This window comes from Marinomonas foliarum (assembly GCF_003337275.1).
GTDB lineage: Bacteria > Pseudomonadota > Gammaproteobacteria > Pseudomonadales > Marinomonadaceae > Marinomonas > Marinomonas foliarum.
The window spans coordinates 1-21,293 of the sequence record NZ_QPJQ01000043.1; the positions used below are offsets into that span (position 1 = coordinate 1).

The 21,293-nt window shown below is 42.8% G+C and carries 17 protein-coding genes; 11 read left to right on the top strand and 6 right to left on the bottom strand.

Features of this window, described 5'->3' with window-relative positions; genetic code table 11:
- Positions 1-73: 73 nt before the first annotated feature.
- The 3 genes from DFP77_RS17375 to DFP77_RS17390 form a co-directional block, all read right to left on the bottom strand.
- Positions 74-1,129 (bottom strand): DUF6538 domain-containing protein, encoded by a 1,056-nt coding sequence (locus tag DFP77_RS17375; RefSeq protein WP_114413474.1) that lies wholly within the window; start codon positions 1,127-1,129, stop codon positions 74-76.
- 370 nt (positions 1,130-1,499) lie between these two features.
- The gene (locus tag DFP77_RS17385; RefSeq protein WP_114413476.1) at positions 1,500-1,955 is read right to left on the bottom strand and encodes an anthrone oxygenase family protein; all 456 of its coding nucleotides are present in this window, start codon (positions 1,953-1,955) and stop codon (positions 1,500-1,502) included.
- Between the two features lie 31 nt (positions 1,956-1,986).
- The gene (locus tag DFP77_RS17390; RefSeq protein WP_114413477.1) at positions 1,987-2,835 is read right to left on the bottom strand and encodes an NmrA family NAD(P)-binding protein; all 849 of its coding nucleotides are present in this window, start codon (positions 2,833-2,835) and stop codon (positions 1,987-1,989) included.
- 144 nt (positions 2,836-2,979) lie between these two features.
- Between DFP77_RS17390 and DFP77_RS17395 the strand changes: the two genes are divergently transcribed.
- The 9 genes from DFP77_RS17395 (at position 2,980) to DFP77_RS17435 (ending at position 11,851) form a co-directional block, all read left to right on the top strand.
- A complete protein-coding gene (locus tag DFP77_RS17395; RefSeq protein WP_258861204.1) occupies positions 2,980-3,957 on the top strand; it encodes an AraC family transcriptional regulator in 978 nt (325 codons plus the stop codon).
- A 115-nt stretch (positions 3,958-4,072) separates the two neighbouring features.
- Positions 4,073-4,720, top strand: coding sequence for a hypothetical protein (locus DFP77_RS17400; protein WP_114413479.1), 648 nt, complete (start codon positions 4,073-4,075; stop codon positions 4,718-4,720).
- A gap of 238 nt (positions 4,721-4,958) precedes the next feature.
- Positions 4,959-5,570: a Yip1 family protein gene (locus DFP77_RS17405; RefSeq protein ID WP_114413480.1), complete on the top strand. Its 612-nt coding sequence runs from the start codon at positions 4,959-4,961 to the stop codon at positions 5,568-5,570.
- Between the two features lie 480 nt (positions 5,571-6,050).
- A complete protein-coding gene (locus DFP77_RS17410) occupies positions 6,051-8,849 on the top strand; it encodes a monovalent cation/H+ antiporter subunit A (RefSeq protein ID WP_114413481.1) in 2,799 nt (932 codons plus the stop codon).
- A complete protein-coding gene (locus tag DFP77_RS17415; protein ID WP_114413482.1) occupies positions 8,849-9,214 on the top strand; it encodes a Na+/H+ antiporter subunit C in 366 nt (121 codons plus the stop codon). Before DFP77_RS17410 ends, DFP77_RS17415 begins: the two co-directional genes overlap by 1 nt.
- Positions 9,215-10,726, top strand: a complete 1,512-nt coding sequence (locus DFP77_RS17420) for a monovalent cation/H+ antiporter subunit D (protein ID WP_114413483.1) — start codon at positions 9,215-9,217, stop codon at positions 10,724-10,726.
- The gene (locus DFP77_RS17425) at positions 10,723-11,208 is read left to right on the top strand and encodes a Na+/H+ antiporter subunit E (RefSeq protein ID WP_114413484.1); all 486 of its coding nucleotides are present in this window, start codon (positions 10,723-10,725) and stop codon (positions 11,206-11,208) included. Before DFP77_RS17420 ends, DFP77_RS17425 begins: the two co-directional genes overlap by 4 nt.
- Complete coding sequence (locus tag DFP77_RS17430) at positions 11,202-11,471, top strand: K+/H+ antiporter subunit F (protein WP_114413485.1); 270 nt, start codon at positions 11,202-11,204, stop codon at positions 11,469-11,471. Before DFP77_RS17425 ends, DFP77_RS17430 begins: the two co-directional genes overlap by 7 nt.
- An 8-nt stretch (positions 11,472-11,479) precedes the next feature.
- Positions 11,480-11,851, top strand: coding sequence for a Na+/H+ antiporter subunit G (locus DFP77_RS17435; protein ID WP_114413486.1), 372 nt, complete (start codon positions 11,480-11,482; stop codon positions 11,849-11,851).
- Here DFP77_RS17435 and amt read toward each other — a convergent pair.
- Both amt and DFP77_RS17445 read right to left on the bottom strand, forming a co-directional pair.
- The gene (gene amt, locus DFP77_RS17440) at positions 11,832-14,888 is read right to left on the bottom strand and encodes an ammonium transporter (RefSeq protein WP_114413487.1); all 3,057 of its coding nucleotides are present in this window, start codon (positions 14,886-14,888) and stop codon (positions 11,832-11,834) included. The two genes, DFP77_RS17435 and amt, sit on opposite strands and share 20 nt — an antisense overlap.
- A gap of 257 nt (positions 14,889-15,145) precedes the next feature.
- Positions 15,146-17,173 (bottom strand): hypothetical protein, encoded by a 2,028-nt coding sequence (locus tag DFP77_RS17445; protein WP_114413488.1) that lies wholly within the window; start codon positions 17,171-17,173, stop codon positions 15,146-15,148.
- Positions 17,174-17,537: 364 nt separating this feature from the next.
- Here DFP77_RS17445 and DFP77_RS17450 point away from each other — a divergent pair, with 364 nt between their 5' ends.
- Positions 17,538-17,831: a hypothetical protein gene (locus DFP77_RS17450; RefSeq protein ID WP_114413489.1), complete on the top strand. Its 294-nt coding sequence runs from the start codon at positions 17,538-17,540 to the stop codon at positions 17,829-17,831.
- Between the two features lie 14 nt (positions 17,832-17,845).
- Here DFP77_RS17450 and DFP77_RS17455 read toward each other — a convergent pair whose 3' ends face one another.
- The gene (locus DFP77_RS17455; protein WP_114413490.1) at positions 17,846-19,363 is read right to left on the bottom strand and encodes a Ppx/GppA phosphatase family protein; all 1,518 of its coding nucleotides are present in this window, start codon (positions 19,361-19,363) and stop codon (positions 17,846-17,848) included.
- A 535-nt stretch (positions 19,364-19,898) separates the two neighbouring features.
- Between DFP77_RS17455 and rho the strand changes: the two genes are divergently transcribed.
- Positions 19,899-21,164: a transcription termination factor Rho gene (gene rho, locus DFP77_RS17460; protein WP_114413491.1), complete on the top strand. Its 1,266-nt coding sequence runs from the start codon at positions 19,899-19,901 to the stop codon at positions 21,162-21,164.
- The last annotated feature ends 129 nt before the right edge of the window (positions 21,165-21,293 follow it).

Sequence of the window (21,293 nt, forward strand, 5' to 3'; positions counted from 1 at the left end):
ACGCCACAGTGCCAATGATATGCTGTCACCTGTTGAGTATGAAAAACTGTTCGAAAAGATGATTGAGAAGTGTCTACTGAACTAGTGGCGATTCAGTACTTGGGGGAGCTTTAAGACCTGATAGTAAGTAACTATCTTTGGATTCATTCAAGAGCCGCTTAATTAAAGGGGTGAGCTTCGGGTGTACTGGTATATCTCTATATCCAGCTTTAGTCTTACTGCTTGTTACCTTGAGAAGCTTCTCACTGCATGAGTCCACTTTTAACTGACATAACTCCTCAATTCGACAACCAGTGAACATCCCCAAAAAGATCAAATCGGCTAGCTGCTGGTCTTTCTTAGACGCTTCCTTCCAAATCGAAACAAGCTCATGAGACTCAAAAGGTAAACGCTCTTCGGTGCGCCCTTTGTTTTTAAGAAGCATTGCTCTTTTTTTCTTCTCTTCCTCAGCAACAAACCGCGGCATTTTGAAAGGGCAGGAGTCTAATGGTACAAGGTCGCGATACTCCAAATAATTCCAAAAGTTTCTAGCAGCTTTAAACCTTCTATCAATACTGGATTTTGAAAGAGGCTCTGGATAGTACTCTCTCCCCTCAACCATCAGTCTAGCCCAGTTTCTTACTCCTTTAGCTGTAATTGAGCCTACTGTTGGGAAAAAGTGCATTACTTCTCGACCAACACTTGCGTAAGAACTTCGAGTTTTCACCTTAGTTGTTTTTATCGAAGCGACCCAATCATGATAATGTTCCGAGAGAATTATATCCTTGCCAAAAGCTATACCCGCTATTTTCTCAGCTTTAGCCTCCTTTCCTTGCATTCTCAGCTTATCAACTATGTCAAAAACAACTTCATGTATCACCAGAGGATCGTCATTATGTTTACTAGACTGCTCTAGTTCTTTTCGTAGACTTAAGGCAAACATCGTGTCCTGATCAAGCGATATCCTTCTTGCTGTTTCTATTTGCCTCTTCCAGTCAGAGACATAACCCATCGCGATATTAGTCGCTTTTCGTTTGTCTGCTTCACCAGTACTCTTTGAGAATTTGGTCTTGCCGAAGTGCTCATGTAGTTCTTTAGGAATTTTTAGAACTGCATAATATAGATTTCGTTTTTTCTCTAAATAGCCCATCTTGATATACCTAAAATAAACCAATTACCCCCACGTATTACCCCCACATTTTTATAAGATAATCCATAAAAATCAACACTTTCAGTAGGTTAAAACGGTATAGTTTAGATCCCCCCCGCCTCCACCAATTAAAGGCTTGATTTTAAAGGGGTTTGCACCGTTTAAGATGAAGTCGACACACAAACGACACACTGTTTGTGAGTCATATAAAAAACCACCTTCGGGTGGTTTTTTATTGCCTGTGATTTGCATCAACCAACACGAAAAAGACAATAGATACAACGATTTAACAGCTATTTTTAACGCCTTGCCCCCCATTTTCTTGTTAACAACCTAATGACTCAAAAACTGCGACTCACGCAGAAAAACTTTAAACATGAGCTAAGACTAATATAGCGCAGGTTACTATACTGCTCAGTGCTCGTATGTGGTTGAGCCTTGTCCATTTAATTAGGTACTCGTCCCATGATTGCCGCAGGCTGAAAGGGTCATCTTCACTTAGTTTTAGCTTGTTGTTGAGCGGTACATTGCCAAACGCTGTCACACAGAACATACCGATGATGTAAACCACTGCCGCGCATACCTCTAATAGAGATTGGCCTTCTTGCCAGTCCACCAGCGACCAAGGAATCAATAAGGCAAACCAAAAGGTTGATATGAAAAATAATGGCATAAAGGCAGTGCTCAAAATAACGTCATTGATTTCATTCATCACTTTTGCCCCTTGGGGTTTGGGCAATTCAGCCAACGACGTCATAATCACCACCGAAAAAGCAAAATAAATACCCGCCATAATCCCAGTCATCACGATTAATACCGTAATCATTCCCACTCTCCTACAAATTTGTCATCTACGGCTAGTTTGCCGCTGACCACACGCCTGTTTTGGCGGTTCTTGTCACGTAATCCTCAAAACGTCGAGCGGGGCGACCAAGCACGTTTTCAACGGTGTTGGTGGTGCTTTCGTTACGACCGTCTAGCACGTTTTCAAACAATTCATTCAGTAACCAAGCAATGTCATCTGGCAATCCTTGGGATTTGGCTCTTTGTATGTAGGCCTCGACAGGCGCCGTTTGAAAAGCGATATTACGATTGCTCGCGGTGCCAATAGCTTTCACACAATACGCAAAGGACAAAAGCTCAGGCCCTGTCACTTCGAATAATTGGTTTCGAAGGCTTGGCTGGGTCAAGGCCGCAACGGCCACATCGGCAATGTCGTTTACATCAATAAAAGGTTCGTCGGCTTTCGGTTCTGGCAACAGCAGTTCGCCTGCTTTTAATCCATCAAGCATAAAGCTCTCACTAAAGTTCTGCATGAACCAGCTCGCCCGTACAACATTCCAATCCAATCCACTTTTTATCACTACATTTTCAGCGTGTTGTGCCCCCTCTTCTCCACGGCCAGACAACAAGACAATGTGCTTCACGCCAACGGATTTCGCCAATGCCACAAAGTCACGCACATCACTTTCTGCCTGAGGAACGGCTAAGTCTGGAAAGTAAGTAACGTAGGCTGTTTTTGCACCTTCTAGCGCCTGCTTCCAACCAGATTGGTCTGCCCAGTCGAATGCATAATCACTGTTACGAGATAGGCCTCGCGCTTCATAACCAAGTTGCTTCAAACTTTGCAAAACGCGCTGACCTGTTTTGCCGGTTGCCCCCACTACTGCGAAGGTGTCATTTGCGATGATGGTTTGATTTGTCATGATCTTTCTCCTTACTTATTCGTTGTCGTTTTTGTATTTCATTTAAGAATGGAATCAGTGTACGAAGAATAATCTTGATGTTTAATGCTTGTATTTCTATATTTTTTTGCAGTTCGTCTAAAATTTCATTTTTATGAGGCACCCGTGCAAAACACTTATCAACGAGACATTCCCCAGCCAAGCGATACATTAGGGGAAACACTGTATTCACTTAGGCTAAATGGCTTGGTGTACGCCTGTTCAGAGTTAAGTGCTCCGTGGGGTATAGAAATGCCCCCCATGCAGGGAAAAATGATGTTTCACATTGTGACGCAAGGCTCTTGCTTATTAATCTCACCCAACCATGCGGAGGTGCTGCTGAAACCTGGAGATCTGGTACTGTTACCAAAGGGAGAAGGTCATCAAATTTGTTCCGACACAGAGATTCATTGCCAACCTTTTTTTGATATTCCCGTTAGCAAAGTGTCTGATCGATTCGAATTTATGGACTACGGTGGCGGAGGTGAGCAAACATTGCTGACATGTGGCGTGCTCAGTTTTGATCATATTATTGGAAAAAAACTGGTCTCGCAGTTACCCCCGTTGATTCATATGCGAAGTGATAATGGTCAATTGCCCAGCTCGCTACAAGCCCTGGCTCAACTCATGGCTGACGAAGCAACAAATCTTGCTGCTGGCGGCGAAACCGTGGTCGCGCATTTGGCCGATATCATTGTAATAAAAGCGATTCGTCACTGGATTGAGCACTCTCCTGATGGAAGCAAAGGTTGGCTCGGTGCGCTGAAAGACCCGAAAATTGGCAAGGCACTGGCTGCTATGCACGCCCATCCAGAGTCCAGCTGGACAATTGATCGTCTTGCCGAGCAAGCAGGAATGTCACGTTCTGGGTTTTCTGCGCGGTTTACCGAGGTAGTTGGCACCTCAGCAAAGCAGTATTTAACTGAATGGCGAATGAGCCTAGCCCGCATGAAGGTAATGCAATCGCCTGTTCCACTAATGGATTTGGCCGAAGAATTAGGCTATCAGTCCGAAGCCGCGTTTTCACGCGCTTACAAGCGCGTATTTGGTGTCTCGCCCTTGCGCCCTGCTCGTGCAGAAGCGACAGAACAAGTGCCACGTTAGAGTAAGGTTTTTGAAAAACAGGTGAAAGGTGGAGCGTTGATCTCGGCTTTGCACGCTATCTGTGTTTTTATATTTTTTGGAAAATTTTTATTGATTCGTCATGGAGCTCGCGGTTATGAAGTTTTTCTCTATGTTGATGCTGTTTTCAGTGTTTGTTGCGGGCTGTTCGTCTAATGTAAAGCTGTCAGGCCATAATGTCAGTAATGTTGACTCAACGGTAGAAATCGATAAATCGGCCAGTATTTCTGTGGCTTCTGATAGTGAAGGCGATCAATTAACCAACAAACGCTACATTGCCGATGTTATTAACGCATTCAAAGAGCGTGGATTTAGCAGTGTATCCGACTCCGAAAGCAATCCAGACTATCGCTTATCAGTCAATTTCACCTCAGAAGAAGTCACCGAAACTAAAAAGGTGCCAATTTTCAATAATGAACGAAATATCCCTTATACCGTTTGCCATAGAAACCCAACAACGAATGCAAGAACTTGCTACACGCGCTATCGTCATTTTATGGAGCCTATTGTTAAAGGCTACAACACGGTAGAAACGCCCACCAACGTTTATACCTTTCAATATAAGCTAACAGATAAAACAGGGAACCTTATTCTGGATTCAAGCAATACTGTGGTTCATCAAAGCTGCTCGAAATGGAAGATGTTCGAGTTCCTAGCAAAAGATGCCATCATGCGAGCCAATTTTAACAATCCAGTAGATAAGCCCTACGCAGTCGAAATGAAAGCAGACTATAGTTGCCAGTAGACCCTGTTTGAGGTAACAGTCTAGACACGTTTTTTCGCTCTAGACTGTTGTCTTTCGCTTTTCTGCTTACAACCAATTCGTCTGAACAGCAAAACACTTATAAAAAAACGTTATCATCTTTTCAGTCTATTCCTGCGTATCCATCTATACTGTGTATAAGCCACTATTGTTTGGGCGTGGCTGTATCAGGACTTTTTCCAAATCCATTATGCTCACTTTGTGTAGCAAGGGGGAATCCATGATCAATCATGTTTGGGGTCTTATTCATCATCCAGATAAGGAATGGCGCGAAATAAATAAGGAGCATGAGTCAGTAAGTCATCTGTACTTTCACCATGTTCTTTGGATGGCTGCAATTCCTGTTATTAGTACCTTTATCGGGACGACACAGTTTGGTTGGACGTTCGGCGGAGAAGAAGCCATTAAAGTGTCCTTTATGGACGGTATTGGCTTGGGGGTTATGTTCTATGCACTAATACTGGCGGCGGTTGCCGCGGTTGGCAGCTTAATCCATTGGATGGCACGAAACTTTGAAAGCCGTCCACCACGTCAAGAATGTATTGTCTTTGCAGGTTATGTTGCCACGCCAATGTTCTTAAGCGGCATTTTCGCTATTTATCCTGTTATCTGGCTTTGTCTATTAGCTTGCGTGGTGGGTGTCGCTTATACGGGGTACTTACTATATAAGGGAACGCCGAGCTTCTTGGGAGTCAGCCACAAACAAGGTTTTATTCTATCCAGCACCACGCTTGGTATTGGAGTTTTAGTATTAGAAGCTTTATTGGCTGCCGTTGTCTTACTGTGGAGCCTTGGTTCTGAACACAGCATTATATGGCGTTTTTTTCAGTAGTTAACTAACGTCGAAATCTAACAATCTCGATGATCGAAATGCAATTAAGAGTACAGTGCTGCGCTGTTATAACAGCAGCGCTGTACTTAACTTATATCAACCACTTTTATTTATATTTTCATCGTGCGCCTATACGGCCGCTACTAGCAGACCTTTCTTCCTATCACCTTCGATTTTCAACTCTTATTTGATGCAACTTTGACCGCCCTGTCGCTGTGGCGATTTTTGTGGAACTTTTCCGGTACGCCATGCTCTTACCCTCTGTCGATAAGCAAACAAAGAATAAGCTTTTTTCTTCTTATGCCTGTTTTAGGCTATTGATTAAACTGGTAAAAGGCTATGCTTACTACGTTTCATATTGTTTGTTTATTCGATAAGCTAAATAACAAACCACACTAAGAGATCGATTGTTAGGACAACAACCATGCTCGCAAAGTATATTGAGATGACACTACCGTTTACCAGAAAGGAGTTTTGCTCTTGAGCTCACTGATTTGGCTACCTTTTCTCCCCTTACTAGGTACATTAATCCCACTTCTCACTGCTCGCTTTAGCCGTTCAGCTTGTGCGTTTATGACAGCTGCATTGCCCGCGATAACTCTTTTTCTTGTGCTATCTCATGCTGGCGATATATTTCAGGGCGAACGCTTCCAAGCCGCATTGCCATGGATACCAGCGATCGGATTAGAATTAGCTTTCCGCTTAGATGGTTTAGCCCTGTTATTTTCTATCCTTATTTTAGGCATTGGTTTACTGGTTATTCTATATGCCCGCTATTACCTTTCTGCGAGTGACTCAATTGGTAAGTTCTATGCCTACTTGATTCTGTTCATGTTCGCCATGCTCGGCGTGGTGCTGTCTGATAATTTAATCCAACTATGGTTTTTCTGGGAATTAACCAGTATCAGCTCTTTTCTCTTGATCAGTTACTGGGGACATAAATCAGATGCAAGGAAAGGTGCCAGAATGGCACTAACTGTTACTGGTGCTGGCGGTTTAGCCTTGTTGGCTGGCTTGTTGATTCTTGGCGATACGGTTGGTAGCTTTAGCCTTCAAGATGTTTTAGACAGTGGCGACTTGATCAAAGCCAGTGCAAATTACCCTATTATTGTTGTTTTGGTATTGCTTGGCGCTTTTACCAAATCAGCTCAATTCCCGTTCCACTTCTGGCTACCCAATGCCATGGCAGCTCCAACACCAGTGAGTGCTTATCTTCACTCTGCGACCATGGTAAAAGCCGGTATATTCTTAATGGCACGTTTCTACCCTGCGCTTGCTGATACCGACCTTTGGTTCTTGATTGTCAGTCTTACTGGTCTGGCTACTTTCCTTGTAGGTGCTTACATCGCGATATTCCAGCATGATTTAAAAGGCTTGTTGGCGAACTCGACCATTAGCCACTTAGGCTTAATTACTTTGCTACTGGGCATGGGGACAGACCTTGCGGCAGTAGCGGCAATTTTCCATATAATCAATCATGCGATTTTCAAAGCCTCTTTGTTTATGGCGGCGGGGATTATCGATCACGAATCTGGCTCCCGCGATATGCGCCAGCTAAATGGTTTATGGAAGTACATGCCCTATACCGCGACATTAGCTATGGTGGCATCCGCGTCGATGGCTGGCGTTCCTTTGATGAATGGATTCTTATCGAAAGAGATGTTCTTCACAGAGACATTGCATCAGGCATCGCTGGGCTCCTTATCTTGGTTTATTCCTGTTTTGGCCACCTTGGGTGGTGTGTTTGCGGTCGCTTATTCGACACGTTTCATTCACGATGTGTTTTTCAATGGCGAGCCTGTTAACCTTCCAAAAACGCCTCATGAACCGCCTCGCTATATGCGTGTTCCTGTTGAAATCTTAGTCGCACTTTGTTTGGTGGTCGGAATTTTTCCTAGCTTGGTTGTTGGTGATCTTTTGCTTGCCGCAGCCAGCGCTACGCTTAATGGTCCTGCACCTTCTTATAATTTGGCGATTTGGCACGGTTTGAACTTCCCTCTATTGATGAGTGTGGTGGCTTTGATAGGCGGTTTAGTCATGTACTACAACCGCTCTCACATGTTTAAGTTCCAAGCTCAATTCCCAACCAGTGACCCAAAACTGGTGTTTGAAGGCATTGTTCAATCTCTTGCTATTAAAGCGAGCCGCATTATTGCGTTCACTGAAAATGGTTCTTTGCAGCGTTATATCTTCTTTGTTCTCACTTTGGCCGTGGTAATGACGGCGTCTTCTTTAATGAAGCTAAACGCCACTGCTGGCCATCGTCCTGAAATACCTCTCGATGCACTGTCGATTACCTGTGCAATATTGCTATGTATCTCAGCCTTGGCGACGGTGATATGGCACAGACGTCGAGTGGTAGCTCTGCTTACCTTGTCCGTTGTGGGACTAATAGTTTCATTGGCTTTTGCCCAGTTCTCCGCACCTGACCTTGCTTTAACTCAATTATCTGTTGAAGTTGTGACTGTGATTTTGCTGATTTTGGCGCTGTTCTTTTTGCCACAAAAAACACCAAAGGAATCATCACCTCGTCGCGTTGTAAGAGATTTAGGGTTGGCGTCTTTGATTGGTGGTGTCATAGGAACAATTAGCTATGCCTTGATGACTAGACCTCTCGATACTATTTCGACCTTCTTCACCGAAAACAGCAAAACAGGTGGCGGCGGAACCAATATTGTTAACGTCATTTTGGTCGACTTCCGAGGCTTTGATACCTTGGGTGAAATCACGGTGCTTGGTATTGCTGCATTGGGGATTTATAAACTCATCGCAAAAATGCGCCTTTACATGCCATCGAGCGACGATAATGGACTGCCTTGGTCCGAAGACAGACACCCGATGTTGTTGGCGGTCATTTCACAAAGTTTATTACCATTAGCTCTATTAGTATCAGCCTATATTTTCTTACGCGGACACAATATGCCTGGCGGCGGTTTTATTGCTGGCTTGATCACTTCGGTGGCTATTATTCAGCAGTATGTTGCTCATGGTGTGTTGTGGATCAAAACACGCATCAAGTTGGACTATCAGATTATGATCGGCTCCGGCATAGGTATCGCAACACTTAGTGGCTTAGGCAGCTGGGTCTTTGGACATACCTTCTTGTCTTCTTGGTTTGATTATTTCTATCTGCCAGTGATTGGCAAATTCGAATTAGCCAGCGCAATGATTTTCGACCTTGGTGTTTTCCTCACTGTCGTCGGCGCAACTATGTTGATTCTTGCTAACCTTGGTCAGTTAACGACCAGTGAGCGTCCTATCCAAAAGGAGCATGATTAATGGAAGGTTTATACGCGTTTTGCGTTGGTTTATTAACAGCCTGCGGCATTTTTCTCGCCTTACGTGGCCGCAGCTTTTCTGTGGTCATTGGCTTAACTCTCTTGTCATACGCGGTGAACTTATTCTTGTTTGCCAGCGGAAGACTAAAACTGAATGCAGCTGCGGTACTGGGTCAATCTGAGCAATACAGTGATCCTCTTCCACAAGCTCTAGTATTAACCGCTATTGTAATTGGTTTTGCGATGACTGCTTTCGTCGTTATTTTGGCGATGCGCGCACGCGCTGATTTAGGAAATGATCATGTTGATGGAACTCTGCCCAGCCTGCCAAATGACACCCAGCAGAAAACAGGAGGAAACCAATAAATGCAGCACCTGAGCATTTTTCCGGTTCTCATTCCATTGCTATTCGGTGCAATAATGTTGTTGCCTCCGATCTCACGCAATATCAATTATCAACGCATAGCCTCCGTCATTGGCACCTTGTTTATGCTTATGTCGACGGCAACACTATTGTATAAAGTGAATGCAGAAGGCGTTCAACTTTACGCACTAGGTGGGTGGCAAGCGCCTTTCGGTATCGCTCTTGTGGCTGATAGAGTGTCCAGCTTAATGGTGCTACTGACTTCTTTTATGTCTTTCGCCATCATGCTGTATGCGGTTTCTGGACAAGACAAAGGTGGCGCGTATTTCCACCCCTTATTCATGTTTCAAATCATGGGTATTAACGGTGCGTTTTTAACCGGCGATATCTTCAACTTATTCGTTTTCTTCGAAGTGCTATTAATCGCGTCTTACGCACTCTTAATTCATGCTGGCGGCAAACAAAAAACCCAAGCTACTTTGCATTACGTGATCCTGAACCTCGTTGGCTCAAGCTTTTTCCTATTCGGCCTTGGTATTCTATACGGTACCCTTGGCACGCTGAATATGGCGGATATGGCGATCAAAGTAGGCCAGCTGCAAGGGGAAACCGCCACACTGGCTAAGACAGGCGCATTGTTGTTATTGGTCGTGTTTGGATTAAAAGCAGCAATGCTGCCAATGCATTTTTGGTTACCTAAAACCTATGCTAGTGCAAGCGCACCAGTAGCCGCGCTGTTTGCTATCATGACGAAGGTCGGCATTTACAGTATCTTCCGCGTTTATACCGTTATTTTTGGCGAACATGCTGGAGAATTAGCCAACATTGCCACTCCATGGCTATGGCCACTGGCATTATTGACGATCACAATTGGTAGCATTGGCGTATTCGCCAGCCCCGGAATCAAAACATTAAGCGCAAACTTAGTCATTGTTTCCAGTGGCAGTCTACTTGCTTGTGCTGCTATTAACTCGGAAGAAGCGACCTCTGCGGCGCTTTACTATATGGTACACAGTACGCTGGCGTCGGCGGCCTTGTTCTTACTAGCGGATGTTATGTCCCGTCAGCGGGGCAAAGCAGAAGACAGGTTCGTACGCTCGCGCCCCTTTGCTCAACCAAGGCTATTAGGTTTTGCTTTTGCCATTCTTGCCTTATCTCTAGTTGGTATGCCGCCTTTATCAGGGTTCGTGGGTAAAATAATGATCTTACAAGCCACTCAGTCTTCAGCACAGACCATGTGGGTTTGGCCATTAATATTACTGGGTAGTTTAGCTGCTTTAATTATCTTTTCTAGAGCGGGAACCACCTTGTTCTGGCGCCATAATGGTAGCGTCACTGCCGAAGCAGAACCTGCCAAGAAATTAGAAATCGCTGGCATTGCGTTATTGATATTGGCTTCGCCTTTGTTGGTGCTATTCGGTGGCGATGTTAGTGAGTACACACAGCTGGCCGCAAGCTATTTGCATGACATTCAAGCCTCTGCCTATGGTTTATTACCAGGAGTAGCCCAATGAAGTTATTCCCAATGCCCTTTCATAGCCTGCTACTGTTTGTAGTATGGTTATTATTAAACAACTCAATCAGTGCAGGACACATGGTACTGGCCGCATTCTTCGCAATCGCAATTCCTTTGCTCGTCAACGGTATGCGCGATGAACACCCGAAGATTCTGAAGCCTTGGTTAGCTATTCGCTATGTACTGATGGTGATGAAAGATATTTTAACGGCCAATGTGGAAGTGGCGCTATTGATCGTAGGACCAATCAAAAAGCTCGAGCCGGGGTTTGTTGCTGTGCCGATTAATATCAGCTCAGACTTAGGTATCACTGTATTGGCGAGCACGGTTTCTCTTACACCAGGAACCGTGAGCGCAGAAGTATCAAAAGACAAAGCTTGGCTTTATATTCATGCCCTTCATTTAGACAATGAAGCAGAGCTTATTGAATCTATAAAGCAGCGTTATGAAAAGCCAATTAAGGAGATTTTCGGATGCTAAGTTGGACCATTCTCATTGTCGCTGTCTGTATCTGCGTAGCGTTGATTTTAAACCTATGGAGACTGATGAAAGGCCCGACTATTTCAGACCGAATTTTAGCGTTAGACACCATGTATATTAATGCTATTGCACTTATTCTGCTCTATGGCATTTATGTGAAAAGTGCTCTTTACTTTGAAGCGGCTCTTTTAATCGCCATGCTAGGATTTGTCAGTACAGCAGCGCTATGTAAATACTTACTCCGCGGCGACATCATAGAATAGGATACGTTATGCCTTTATATCTCGAAATTATTATTTGTGTGTCGCTGCTAATTGGCGGTGCATTCTTGCTTGTTGGCTCTTACGGTTTAATACGTTTGCCTGACATCTATATGCGCTTACACAGTCCGACCAAAGCATCGACTCTTGGGATCACAGGCGTATTACTCGCGTCTATGGTTTTTCAAAGCCACTTAAAAGGCTTTCTGTCGATTCAGGAATTACTCATCACCTTGTTCCTGCTGATTACGGCGCCTGTTGCTGCCAACATGATAGCCAAAACAGCGTTACATCAGCGCACCAAACCTTTAGACAAGACAAAGAACCAAGAACTAATAGAAACCGCTCGAGACAGAGAAGTGCCTAAGCCTCCTCAAGATTAGAGGAAAGTAGTTTAGCCACTTCTGTATTTTTCATCGGCCGATGGAAATAGTAGCCTTGGAATACCTCACAACCTAACGATTTAAGAGCCTCTAGTTGCGGAGCGGTTTCTACTCCCTCCGCCACAATTGATAATTCTAAGCTGCGCGCTAAATAAACAATGGTTTCACAAATTTTTGCATCTTCCATGTGTTTATCACACTCCTCCACGAAGGATTGATCTATTTTCAAGATATCCAGAGGTAAGCGTTTCAGGTAACTCAAAGACGAGTAGCCAGTACCAAAGTCGTCGACCGAAATTTTGATATTAAGCCCCTTCAGCTCGAATAACACATCAATACAGCGCTGTATGTCTTGCAGTAAAACGCCTTCAGTAATCTCGATCTCTAAGTAACCACCTTCAATGCCATAGAATGCCAGTTTCTTCGAGATATAAGACACTAGAGAGTCTGATACTAAATGCCGTCCAGATAAGTTCACAGATATTGGCACTAGGCTCACACCTTTGTCTCGCCATTCTTTCAGCTGCATTAACGCTTGATCTATAACCCACTCGTCAATTTTTATAATCAAATCTGACTCCTCCGCAACCGGAATAAAGTCAGCTGGAGAGATAAGCCCTTTGATCGGGTGATCCCAGCGGATCAGGGCCTCTAAGCCAAGTATATTGTCCTTTTCTAGCAAAACCTTTGGTTGGTAAACCAAGAAGAACTGTTGAGAAGAAAGCCCATCGTTGACCTCTTTTTCGAAGCTGAACTTTTTCGTCACTGCATTGGTCATGTTTGAAGTAAAGACTTGTGCATTATCTCTACCTTTTTCTTTCGCCCAGTACATAGCGATATCAGCTTGCTGAATTAGCTTGTCAGCATCTAACACTTGCTCTCCACAGTGAGCAATACCTATGCTGGTTGGAATGGTAAAATGCTGGTTATTCAACTGAACGGGAAGACGCATAATCTCAAGGATTTTTTGCGCACGGGCCATCATTCGATCATCTGTCACATTATCCGTTATCATTAACACAAACTCGTCGCCTCCCCAACGAGCAATAACATCACCAGAATCAGATACGGACTCTAAACGCCTTGCCACTTCACACAAAAGCTCATCCCCTGCTTTATGCCCCAAAGTGTCATTAATCACTTTGAAGTTATCTAGATCTAGAAAAAGCAAGCCTACGGAGGTTTTCTGACGGTTAGCAATCAACAAAGCGCTCACCAAAGAATCCATCAAATAGGTGCGGTTATATAAGCTAGTTAATGGATCGCTATACGCTAGAAACTTAAGGCGTTGTTGCAGTTTTGCATGCCGTGTCATATCTCTGATATGCAACGTGTACTCGCTTTCTTGCGAAGAGTCAGTGTTGGCTTTGGTAATCGCGATTTCTGCAGGGAAGTGATGATTAGGACCACGCTGTAAACGAAACGGGTTGCGGCGATTTAAAATCAACCCATTAGATGAAGAGAAACCGGAATTTAAACTATCAAAAATTTTAATTCTGTCCTCTTCCATTACGAATAAGCCGATAAAGCTCTTGCCTTGCACTTGAGTTTTTAAACAACCGAATGTCCGCTCGGCGGCAGGATTAAACTCTATAACAGAACCAAAGCGGTTGATGGTCACGATACAATCCATAGAAGAATTCAAAATCGCAGACTTACGCATTTCACTTTCTTGAAAGCGCATTAATGCATCGTCACGTTGGGCAATTTCCGTATTTACTCGACCGAGAACTTGATTGTATTTATGCGCTATTTGACCGACTTCGGTAAACGGCTCTTCAGGAACAGGCTTTGAAAAATCGGCATTATTTTGTTGGTATTGCATAGAGGTTAATAAATCAAACAATTCAGTAGTAGCTCTGTGCTCAGCCACATTTAGACCTTGCTCTTCTTGCTCTTTACTTGCCCGTAATGGCATAAAATAATTTAGCAGGCGCATACAAGCATAACCCACTACAAAACAGTACACACCAATAGAAACAACCCCTAAAGCCTGTACCCACAGCTGCTCTACAAAGCTCAGTCCATTATCTATTTTGTCAGCTTGACCAAATAGCGCGACACTTAATGTCCCCCAAACACCTGCAAAGAGGTGAGCGGGCACCACATCAAGTGCATCGTCTAGACGCCAGCGTGTCATTAGTAAGCTGCCATAATAGACAACCACACCAGATACCGCTCCAATTACAACAGAGGCTCCAGGTGAAACCACATGGCACGATGCGGTAATGCCGACTAAACCAGCAATGGTACCGTTCAGGACAAAGCTGACTTCGATGTATCCGTCTTTGAAATAGTTGATCGCTGCAGCAATGAGCCCACCCCAAGCTGCTGAAATAAACGTATTCAAAATGATCATAGGCACATCATTGGTTAACGCCAACGTGCTGCCACCATTAAAACCAATCCAACCAAACCAAATAAGCATTGTCCCTAAAGCCGATAAAGGAAGGTTATTACCGGGAGGAAGACGAATGCCTTCTTCAAAACGACCTAACCTAGGACCAATAATAATGATAGCGGCCAATGCAACCCACCCACCAACAGAGTGAACAATAGTGGAACCTGCAAAATCAATAAAACCAAGCGCCTCAAGCCAACCCTGAGGCCCCTGAGATGGATATACGCTAGACCAAGCCCAATGCCCAACGATTGGGTAAATAAAGGCGCTTAACACCACTGTAATTGCAAGATAACCAATGAATGTCATACGCTCGGCCACCGCACCAGACGTTAAAGTCGCTGCCGTACCACAAAACATCATCTGAAAAATAAAGAAGCTAATTTCCCATGGCGTGTGCTCATCATCAAAAAAGAAATCGCTACTGCCAAATACGCCTGCGACAGAGTCTCCAAACATGATGCCAAAACCAAAAAGCCAAAATAGAGTCGTCGATATAATAAAGTCTGAGATATTTTTTGCGGCAACATTGATGCTGTTTTTACTGCGAATACGGCCGCTCTCTAAACATAAAAAACCCGCTTGCATCATGAAGACCAATGCAGAGGCAACTAACAACCAATAGAATTCTGCCATACACACCCTAAATAGAAGAAATTGCACCAAAAAGAATCACGCCAAATTACAAAGGACGAAGAATATAGACAACAAGAGAGCACAAATATAAAAATAATAGGCCACAGCCATGGCACTGTCTTAAGCTATTCAATAGTTAAGCCAACTCTTGAATAATCTCGCTATCAGAAAGTGTCAAAAAATAGAAAAGGCCACTTAATAATGTATTAAGTGGCCTTTTAATGCACAACATTTTATATAACCTGCGCTAAAAAGTACTAGCCATTCAAAGTTAAGACATTTGTCTTACTGATACGATGGCGATAAATTTCTCGAAGATACTTAATCGCATTTTTAACATTATTAATATCTAAGCGAATATCATTAATGGAAACAAAACGTTGGCTGTTATCAATCAGCTCACGATACTTTTTCTCGTACATTGGTTTAATTGCATACCAATTCGTATCTAAGATTTTTGCGGGGTTTTCGTACGTCGTAAAGTACTTATCCACCAAGCTTTCATCAAATTCATCTTCTTGAATCATGTTGATAATAGCTTTATCGATTTCGTCCGTGTAGCGGTAATCATCACGAGCAAAACAGCGCTTCATATAAGCGACCATTAAGGTAAGGAAGTCATCACTTAAACATGGACTTTTAGCGATCAAGGTCGTCAAAGATAAGTTCGCAGAAGCGCCTATAACCAAAGCATAACGCTTCAATGTGGTATTTGGGCACAGGCGATTCAAGTGCATTTTAAGACGATTCAATGCCGTGAAAGACAATTTGTAGTCTCGAGGCAATGAAATAATAGACACAATAGATGAACAGTTTTTAAAGAAATGTAGATGATTCAGTTCACTTGCATCATACCCACTCTTACGGTAATTTTTAATTGCGTCACGATATCTATCAGATTCAACAGGCAACACACTCACGCCTTCAATGGCAGAGGTGTCATTGTTAAAGTGAGGCAACTCTATTGAACGACAAAACAAATCATCAATATCAACGGTATCTTGATGCTTCCCTTCGCCCACAACACTTTCTGCATAAGCAACGGCCACAGGACCAGCCAAGCTCATAAACAAATCGTTTGCATCTAGGCGAATAGTTTCTGCTATATCAATACCTGCACGACGGAAGTAATCTTCATCATAATCTGTTGTTACAGCTTGAGCTGTTAGAATGTTAAAAATTTGCTGAGAAATGTACTGGTTAGCGTATTTCTCCATAGTATTAACATCAATGTTATCGGCATCACCACCATCTTCTTCTTCAGCGTAGCGCATGATGTCATTAGAGATCAGCATCATAGAGTTCCATGGACGAATACGCTCCATCACATCAGCTGGAACCTCATCATCTTCACGCTCTTCGTTATACGAAAAATTCCATTCTTCTGAAATGTATTTCGTTAACAAGCGCCCCGCATTAATGTGCAACGCTTCAGAAATTTCTACATTTTTTCCGGAAATATTCGGAAGAATACAAATACCTGATGTAAAGATAGGTTCAAAAACAAAGCTATGACGCTTATCAACCATTTGATTTTGATCAGAACGGTAATCAAATGTCTTACTCAAGTATGAAAACTGTTGCGCTAGGCCAAATTCAGACGCCATGCCTGAGCCGGTCCCACCACCCGCACTAAAAATATAAAAATAGAGACGTGATTGGTTTGCTTTAATTCCACATGAATCAACTAAATAAGAATGCATGTTTTTCCAGTTCTCGTTACGGAACGTCGTTGCATCCTTATTAAGGATAATTTTAGCAAGGTATTGCCCTAAGATAGGCGCGTTACCAGCACCACCAGCATGAACTTCAGACAAGTCCATTATTTGTAATTTTTTATATTCTTCTAGAAACTTTGTTCGGCCTTCCTGATTTGAGAAGCGAATACGTCCCTCAATATCTTTATCCAAGTCACCTAACAAAACGATTGGTTCTATTAAGAAAACAGGTTTAAAACCGTCTTTCCCTTCAATTGGCAAATGCTTACGAATCCACCGCATAGGGCGGAACTCGCGTTCACTCTCCAATATTTCTTGGCTTTCTACTTCGCGCATATAATTAGCTCTGGCGTCGTAGACTAGCGATGCGACATCTAACGCAATATTAGAACCACAACGACCTAAACCAATTAAACAAACAGATGGAAACACCTGATCAATAGCGACTTCATCATCACTTAATTGGGGATGGATTCGGTTACGAACAACATCCAAATTTTCTAAGATTTGCTCTAAATTCGTCTCAGTAAAATAAAGATGTTCTATCGGGAGATTTTCTTGGCTCATGCGGCACCCTTTTTGAAGCAAATTACTTACAACAGATAATCATTCACGTTATCAACGAAACGACATGATACAAAGCAAACCGTTTACCTGTTCAATGTACTATTTATTTTGATCGTCGTTTTTTTGGACAATGTGCAAACAATATCATCCTTACATAGCAATGACACTAATATGCTGAGTGTAAGCATAAAATAAATAATTATAATAATTTTTCATTTGAACTCTAATTTCCAGCTCTAATAAAGCCAAACGCCACAAAGTACACTATTAAATGACATTCAATATATCGAGACAAAACCTCTCGCCTGTCTATTTTTTGTACTATAATATAAGATGACTTGAGCAACTTTTTAAGGTGACTATCGTGTCAATCTCATCAGTATCAAACAATCGTTTGTACATGCCTAGCTTTTCAGCACAGGCAGAAACAGACGTGCGACCTGATTTGAGCCGCCAACAGGACCCAGTTCAACTTTCTGACAAAGCTAAACAGATGCTGTCTTCTCAAGTACAAGCAAATGATCCTGACGCAAAGGGTGAGGAGGTCGGTAAAGAGTCAGTCCAAATTTCTTCCAGTATTGGCCGACTCTCTAGAGTATCAGGATTACAAAGAGAGGAAGTTGCAGCGTTATATCGTTCTATCGATAAATTAACCTAACGACTCGTCATCATTTAGCTAAAAGTTAACTTATAGTCGTTAGCAGATAATGATTCTGCTTCCCGTTGCAAGTTAGCCAATGTCAGTGGTCGATTATCAAGCCATTCAGGCAAAAACTCAGCATGAAGACTCTTATTATCTGCCTTAAGTGTAAAAATAGGCATGTCGCCTTCTTTTCTATCATGATGCAATAAAATAGACAGCCTTAATATAATAGACAGTCTATCTAAATCCTGTTGATCACTTTTAGTAAATCGATAGTCCAAAGACTGAGAAAATTTCCGTCTATGACGCAAAATCAAATTCGCTAGGGCTTGCTGCTCTTGTTGAGAAAAGCCTGGCATATCAGACTCGCTAATAATGTAAGCGCCATGCTTATGATAACGGCTGTGCGAAATGCCCACGCCAACTTCATGAAGCAAGCCCGCCCAGCGCAATAAGTCCTCACTAGAAATGCTGTTTAAATTCCAATCATCTTTAACTTGAGCCAAAGCAGACAGAGCAGTATGAGTAACGAGCTTCGCTTGCTCTGTATCAATATGATATTGGTTCAACATATAATTAACAGTACGTTCACGAATATCCGTCTCTGCGTAACGCCCCATAATGTCATACAAAACACCTTCTCTAAGTGCACCATTAGAGAAATCCATTTGCTTAATATCAAAACATTCAAACACCGCAGTCAGTATGGCAATTCCAGCAGCAAAGGTACTTTTACGTTCTGGCTTCAGTCCGACCAACTCAATGTTGTCCGCGTGCCCAGCGGCAAACAATGCCTTTTGGATTTGCTTCAATGCTTTAAGGGTAATGCCTTTTTTGCTCCAATTATTTTCCTTAACAATATTGAAAGCAGCTTTTACAGTCCCTGACGAGCCTATCGCCACATCCCATGTTTCATCGAGATAATCATCTTGAATACTTAAAAGCTCTAAACGTGCTGCAGTAACAGCTTTCTGAAAATTGGACTTGTTAATAACGCCATCGTCAAAAAAGCGTTGTTTGAAGCTCACACAACCCATATGAAGGCTTTCAGTCAATATCGGCTCTAACTGCTTACCAATAATAAATTCTGTACTACCACCACCAATATCGACGACCAAGCGCTTTGACTCACCATGATCCATGGTTCTTGCGACACCAACATAGATCAAACGGGCTTCTTCTCGACCTGCAATAATCTCAACTGGGTGACTCATGATATCCATTGCTTTACCAATGAAATCATAGCGATTCTTCGCCACCCTTAAAGCGTTCGTCCCCACCACTCGGACAGAACCTGGAGGCATGTCTTCAATCACTTGAGCAAATTGCGCCAGACAATCTAGGCCGCGTTGCTGAGACTCATCATCCAAATGGCCGTTTACTAAGCCAGCGGCGAGCTGAACCTTGTCACCAAATTCTCCCGTTATACGTAACTGTCCATGCGTAACTTGGGCAACAACCATATGAAAGCTGTTCGAGCCCAAGTCTATCGCTGCGATTTTTTCAAAAGGAAAGTCATGAGATTGTTGCAAAAAGAGTGATTGCATTCAGAAAGCCTTACGTCAGAGAAGTCTCAATAAGAATAAGAGTATATCAGTTACTATACGGTGTCATCGCCAAGAAGATGGCAAAAACAACACGAGATTAAATGAATTTTTTATAAAAAATCGCCTCTTTTTTCGAAAATCAAGAAAGAAACGCTGCTTAATAGGTAAAAAAAACCGCCCATCAGCACCAAAACACCTAAACTTGATCAAAAAATTACCAGAAAGTGTTTTTTTCCTGAGTTTGACTATAGACCTCGCGTTTAAGTCGATCTATAGTATGGATGTTCTTGATTGCAACCTTGCTCTAAGCAAAATGCTATTCAGATCCCAATCAAATTGTTTCGCGCTGTATTGGCTTTGCCCTATCCGGGCTCATGTAAACCAAAACGACTATATAACCATCCTGTTTTGTGTTTATTGATGCCGAATAGCTGATACATTGTTAAATACTTCTTAGACACAAATTATGGTTATCTATTTTGATTAACTCTAATTCCGTCATTTTTCCTCAAATGAGCTAATACAAAACCCGTTTATGAACCTTACCGACTTAAAACAGAAATCAGTACACGAACTTTTAGACATCGCAGCAGAAATGGGCCTAGACAACATGGCTCGCTCCCGTAAGCAAGATGTTATTTTCTCAATCTTAAAGCGTCATGCGAAAGGTGGGGAAGACATTTACGGCGACGGTATCTTAGAGATTCTTCAAGATGGCTTTGGCTTCCTACGTTCACCTGACAGCTCATACCTAGCGGGTCCTGACGATATATATGTGTCACCAAGCCAAATTAGACGTTTCAACCTTCGTACTGGCGACACTATTGCCGGTAAAATTCGTCCTCCGAAGGATGGTGAGCGCTATTTTGCTCTATTAAAAGTCAATGAAATCAACTTTGATAAGCCTGAAAGCGTTCGCAATAAAATTCTTTTCGAAAACTTAACTCCCCTATTCCCTGATGAACGACTTCTTATGGAAGCTGGCAACGGCTCTACGGAAGATGTGACATCGCGTATTATCGACCTTGTTGCCCCAATGGGGAAAGGTCAGCGCGCCTTGGTTGTTTCACCGCCAAAAGCGGGTAAAACCTTCATGTTGCAAAACATTGCTAACTCCATCACTCGTAACAACCCTGAATGCCATATGATCGTCCTATTGATCGATGAACGCCCTGAGGAAGTGACAGAGATGTCTCGTACCGTTCGTGGTGAAGTTGTTGCCTCTACATTTGATGAGCCACCAGCTCGCCACGTGCAAGTTGCAGAAATGGTAATCGAAAAAGCAAAACGACTTGTCGAGCATAAACGTGACGTGGTTATCCTATTGGATTCCATCACTCGTCTGGCACGCGCCTACAACACTGTAATCCCTTCATCTGGTAAAGTACTAACCGGTGGTGTGGATGCAAACGCTCTAGAACGTCCAAAACGTTTCTTTGGTGCAGCACGTAATATCGAAGAAGGCGGTAGTTTAACCATCATCGCAACAGCGCTTGTTGATACAGGCTCTAAAATGGATGAAGTTATCTTTGAGGAATTCAAAGGTACTGGTAACTCCGAATTGCACTTAGATCGTAAAATCGCAGAAAAACGCACTTTCCCAGCGATCAATATTCGTCGTTCAGGTACTCGTCGTGAAGATTTACTGACATCAGAGGACGAACTGCAACGTATGTGGATTCTTCGCAAGCTATTGAATCCTATGGAAGATGTTGCCGCGACAGAATTCCTTATCGACCGTCTAAAAGTGACTCAAACAAACGATGAGTTCTTTGAATCAATGAAAGGCAAAAACAAATAGGCAGACTTTTTTAGCAGCAAAAAAGTCTGCCATAAAAAACCACTTCACGAAGTGGTTTTTTTTTACTTACACAACAAACATGATGCATTATCAATGTCTGCTTGCTTTCCGTATTTAAGGTAAGTGCAA

Bases quoted from the DNA above. Each gene is read 5' to 3' on its own strand.
- DFP77_RS17375 (WP_114413474.1), bottom strand. From the start codon at position 1,129: ATGGGCTATTTAGAGAAAAAACGAAATCTATATTATGCAGTTCTAAAA.
- DFP77_RS17385 (WP_114413476.1), bottom strand. From the start codon at position 1,955: ATGATTACGGTATTAATCGTGATGACTGGGATTATGGCGGGTATTTAT.
- DFP77_RS17390 (WP_114413477.1), bottom strand. From the start codon at position 2,835: ATGACAAATCAAACCATCATCGCAAATGACACCTTCGCAGTAGTGGGG.
- DFP77_RS17400 (WP_114413479.1), top strand. From the start codon at position 4,073: ATGAAGTTTTTCTCTATGTTGATGCTGTTTTCAGTGTTTGTTGCGGGC.
- DFP77_RS17405 (WP_114413480.1), top strand. From the start codon at position 4,959: ATGATCAATCATGTTTGGGGTCTTATTCATCATCCAGATAAGGAATGG.
- DFP77_RS17415 (WP_114413482.1), top strand. From the start codon at position 8,849: ATGGAAGGTTTATACGCGTTTTGCGTTGGTTTATTAACAGCCTGCGGC.
- DFP77_RS17420 (WP_114413483.1), top strand. From the start codon at position 9,215: ATGCAGCACCTGAGCATTTTTCCGGTTCTCATTCCATTGCTATTCGGT.
- DFP77_RS17425 (WP_114413484.1), top strand. From the start codon at position 10,723: ATGAAGTTATTCCCAATGCCCTTTCATAGCCTGCTACTGTTTGTAGTA.
- DFP77_RS17430 (WP_114413485.1), top strand. From the start codon at position 11,202: ATGCTAAGTTGGACCATTCTCATTGTCGCTGTCTGTATCTGCGTAGCG.
- DFP77_RS17435 (WP_114413486.1), top strand. From the start codon at position 11,480: ATGCCTTTATATCTCGAAATTATTATTTGTGTGTCGCTGCTAATTGGC.
- amt (WP_114413487.1), bottom strand. From the start codon at position 14,888: ATGGCAGAATTCTATTGGTTGTTAGTTGCCTCTGCATTGGTCTTCATG.
- DFP77_RS17445 (WP_114413488.1), bottom strand. From the start codon at position 17,173: ATGAGCCAAGAAAATCTCCCGATAGAACATCTTTATTTTACTGAGACG.
- DFP77_RS17455 (WP_114413490.1), bottom strand. From the start codon at position 19,363: ATGCAATCACTCTTTTTGCAACAATCTCATGACTTTCCTTTTGAAAAA.
- rho (WP_114413491.1), top strand. From the start codon at position 19,899: ATGAACCTTACCGACTTAAAACAGAAATCAGTACACGAACTTTTAGAC.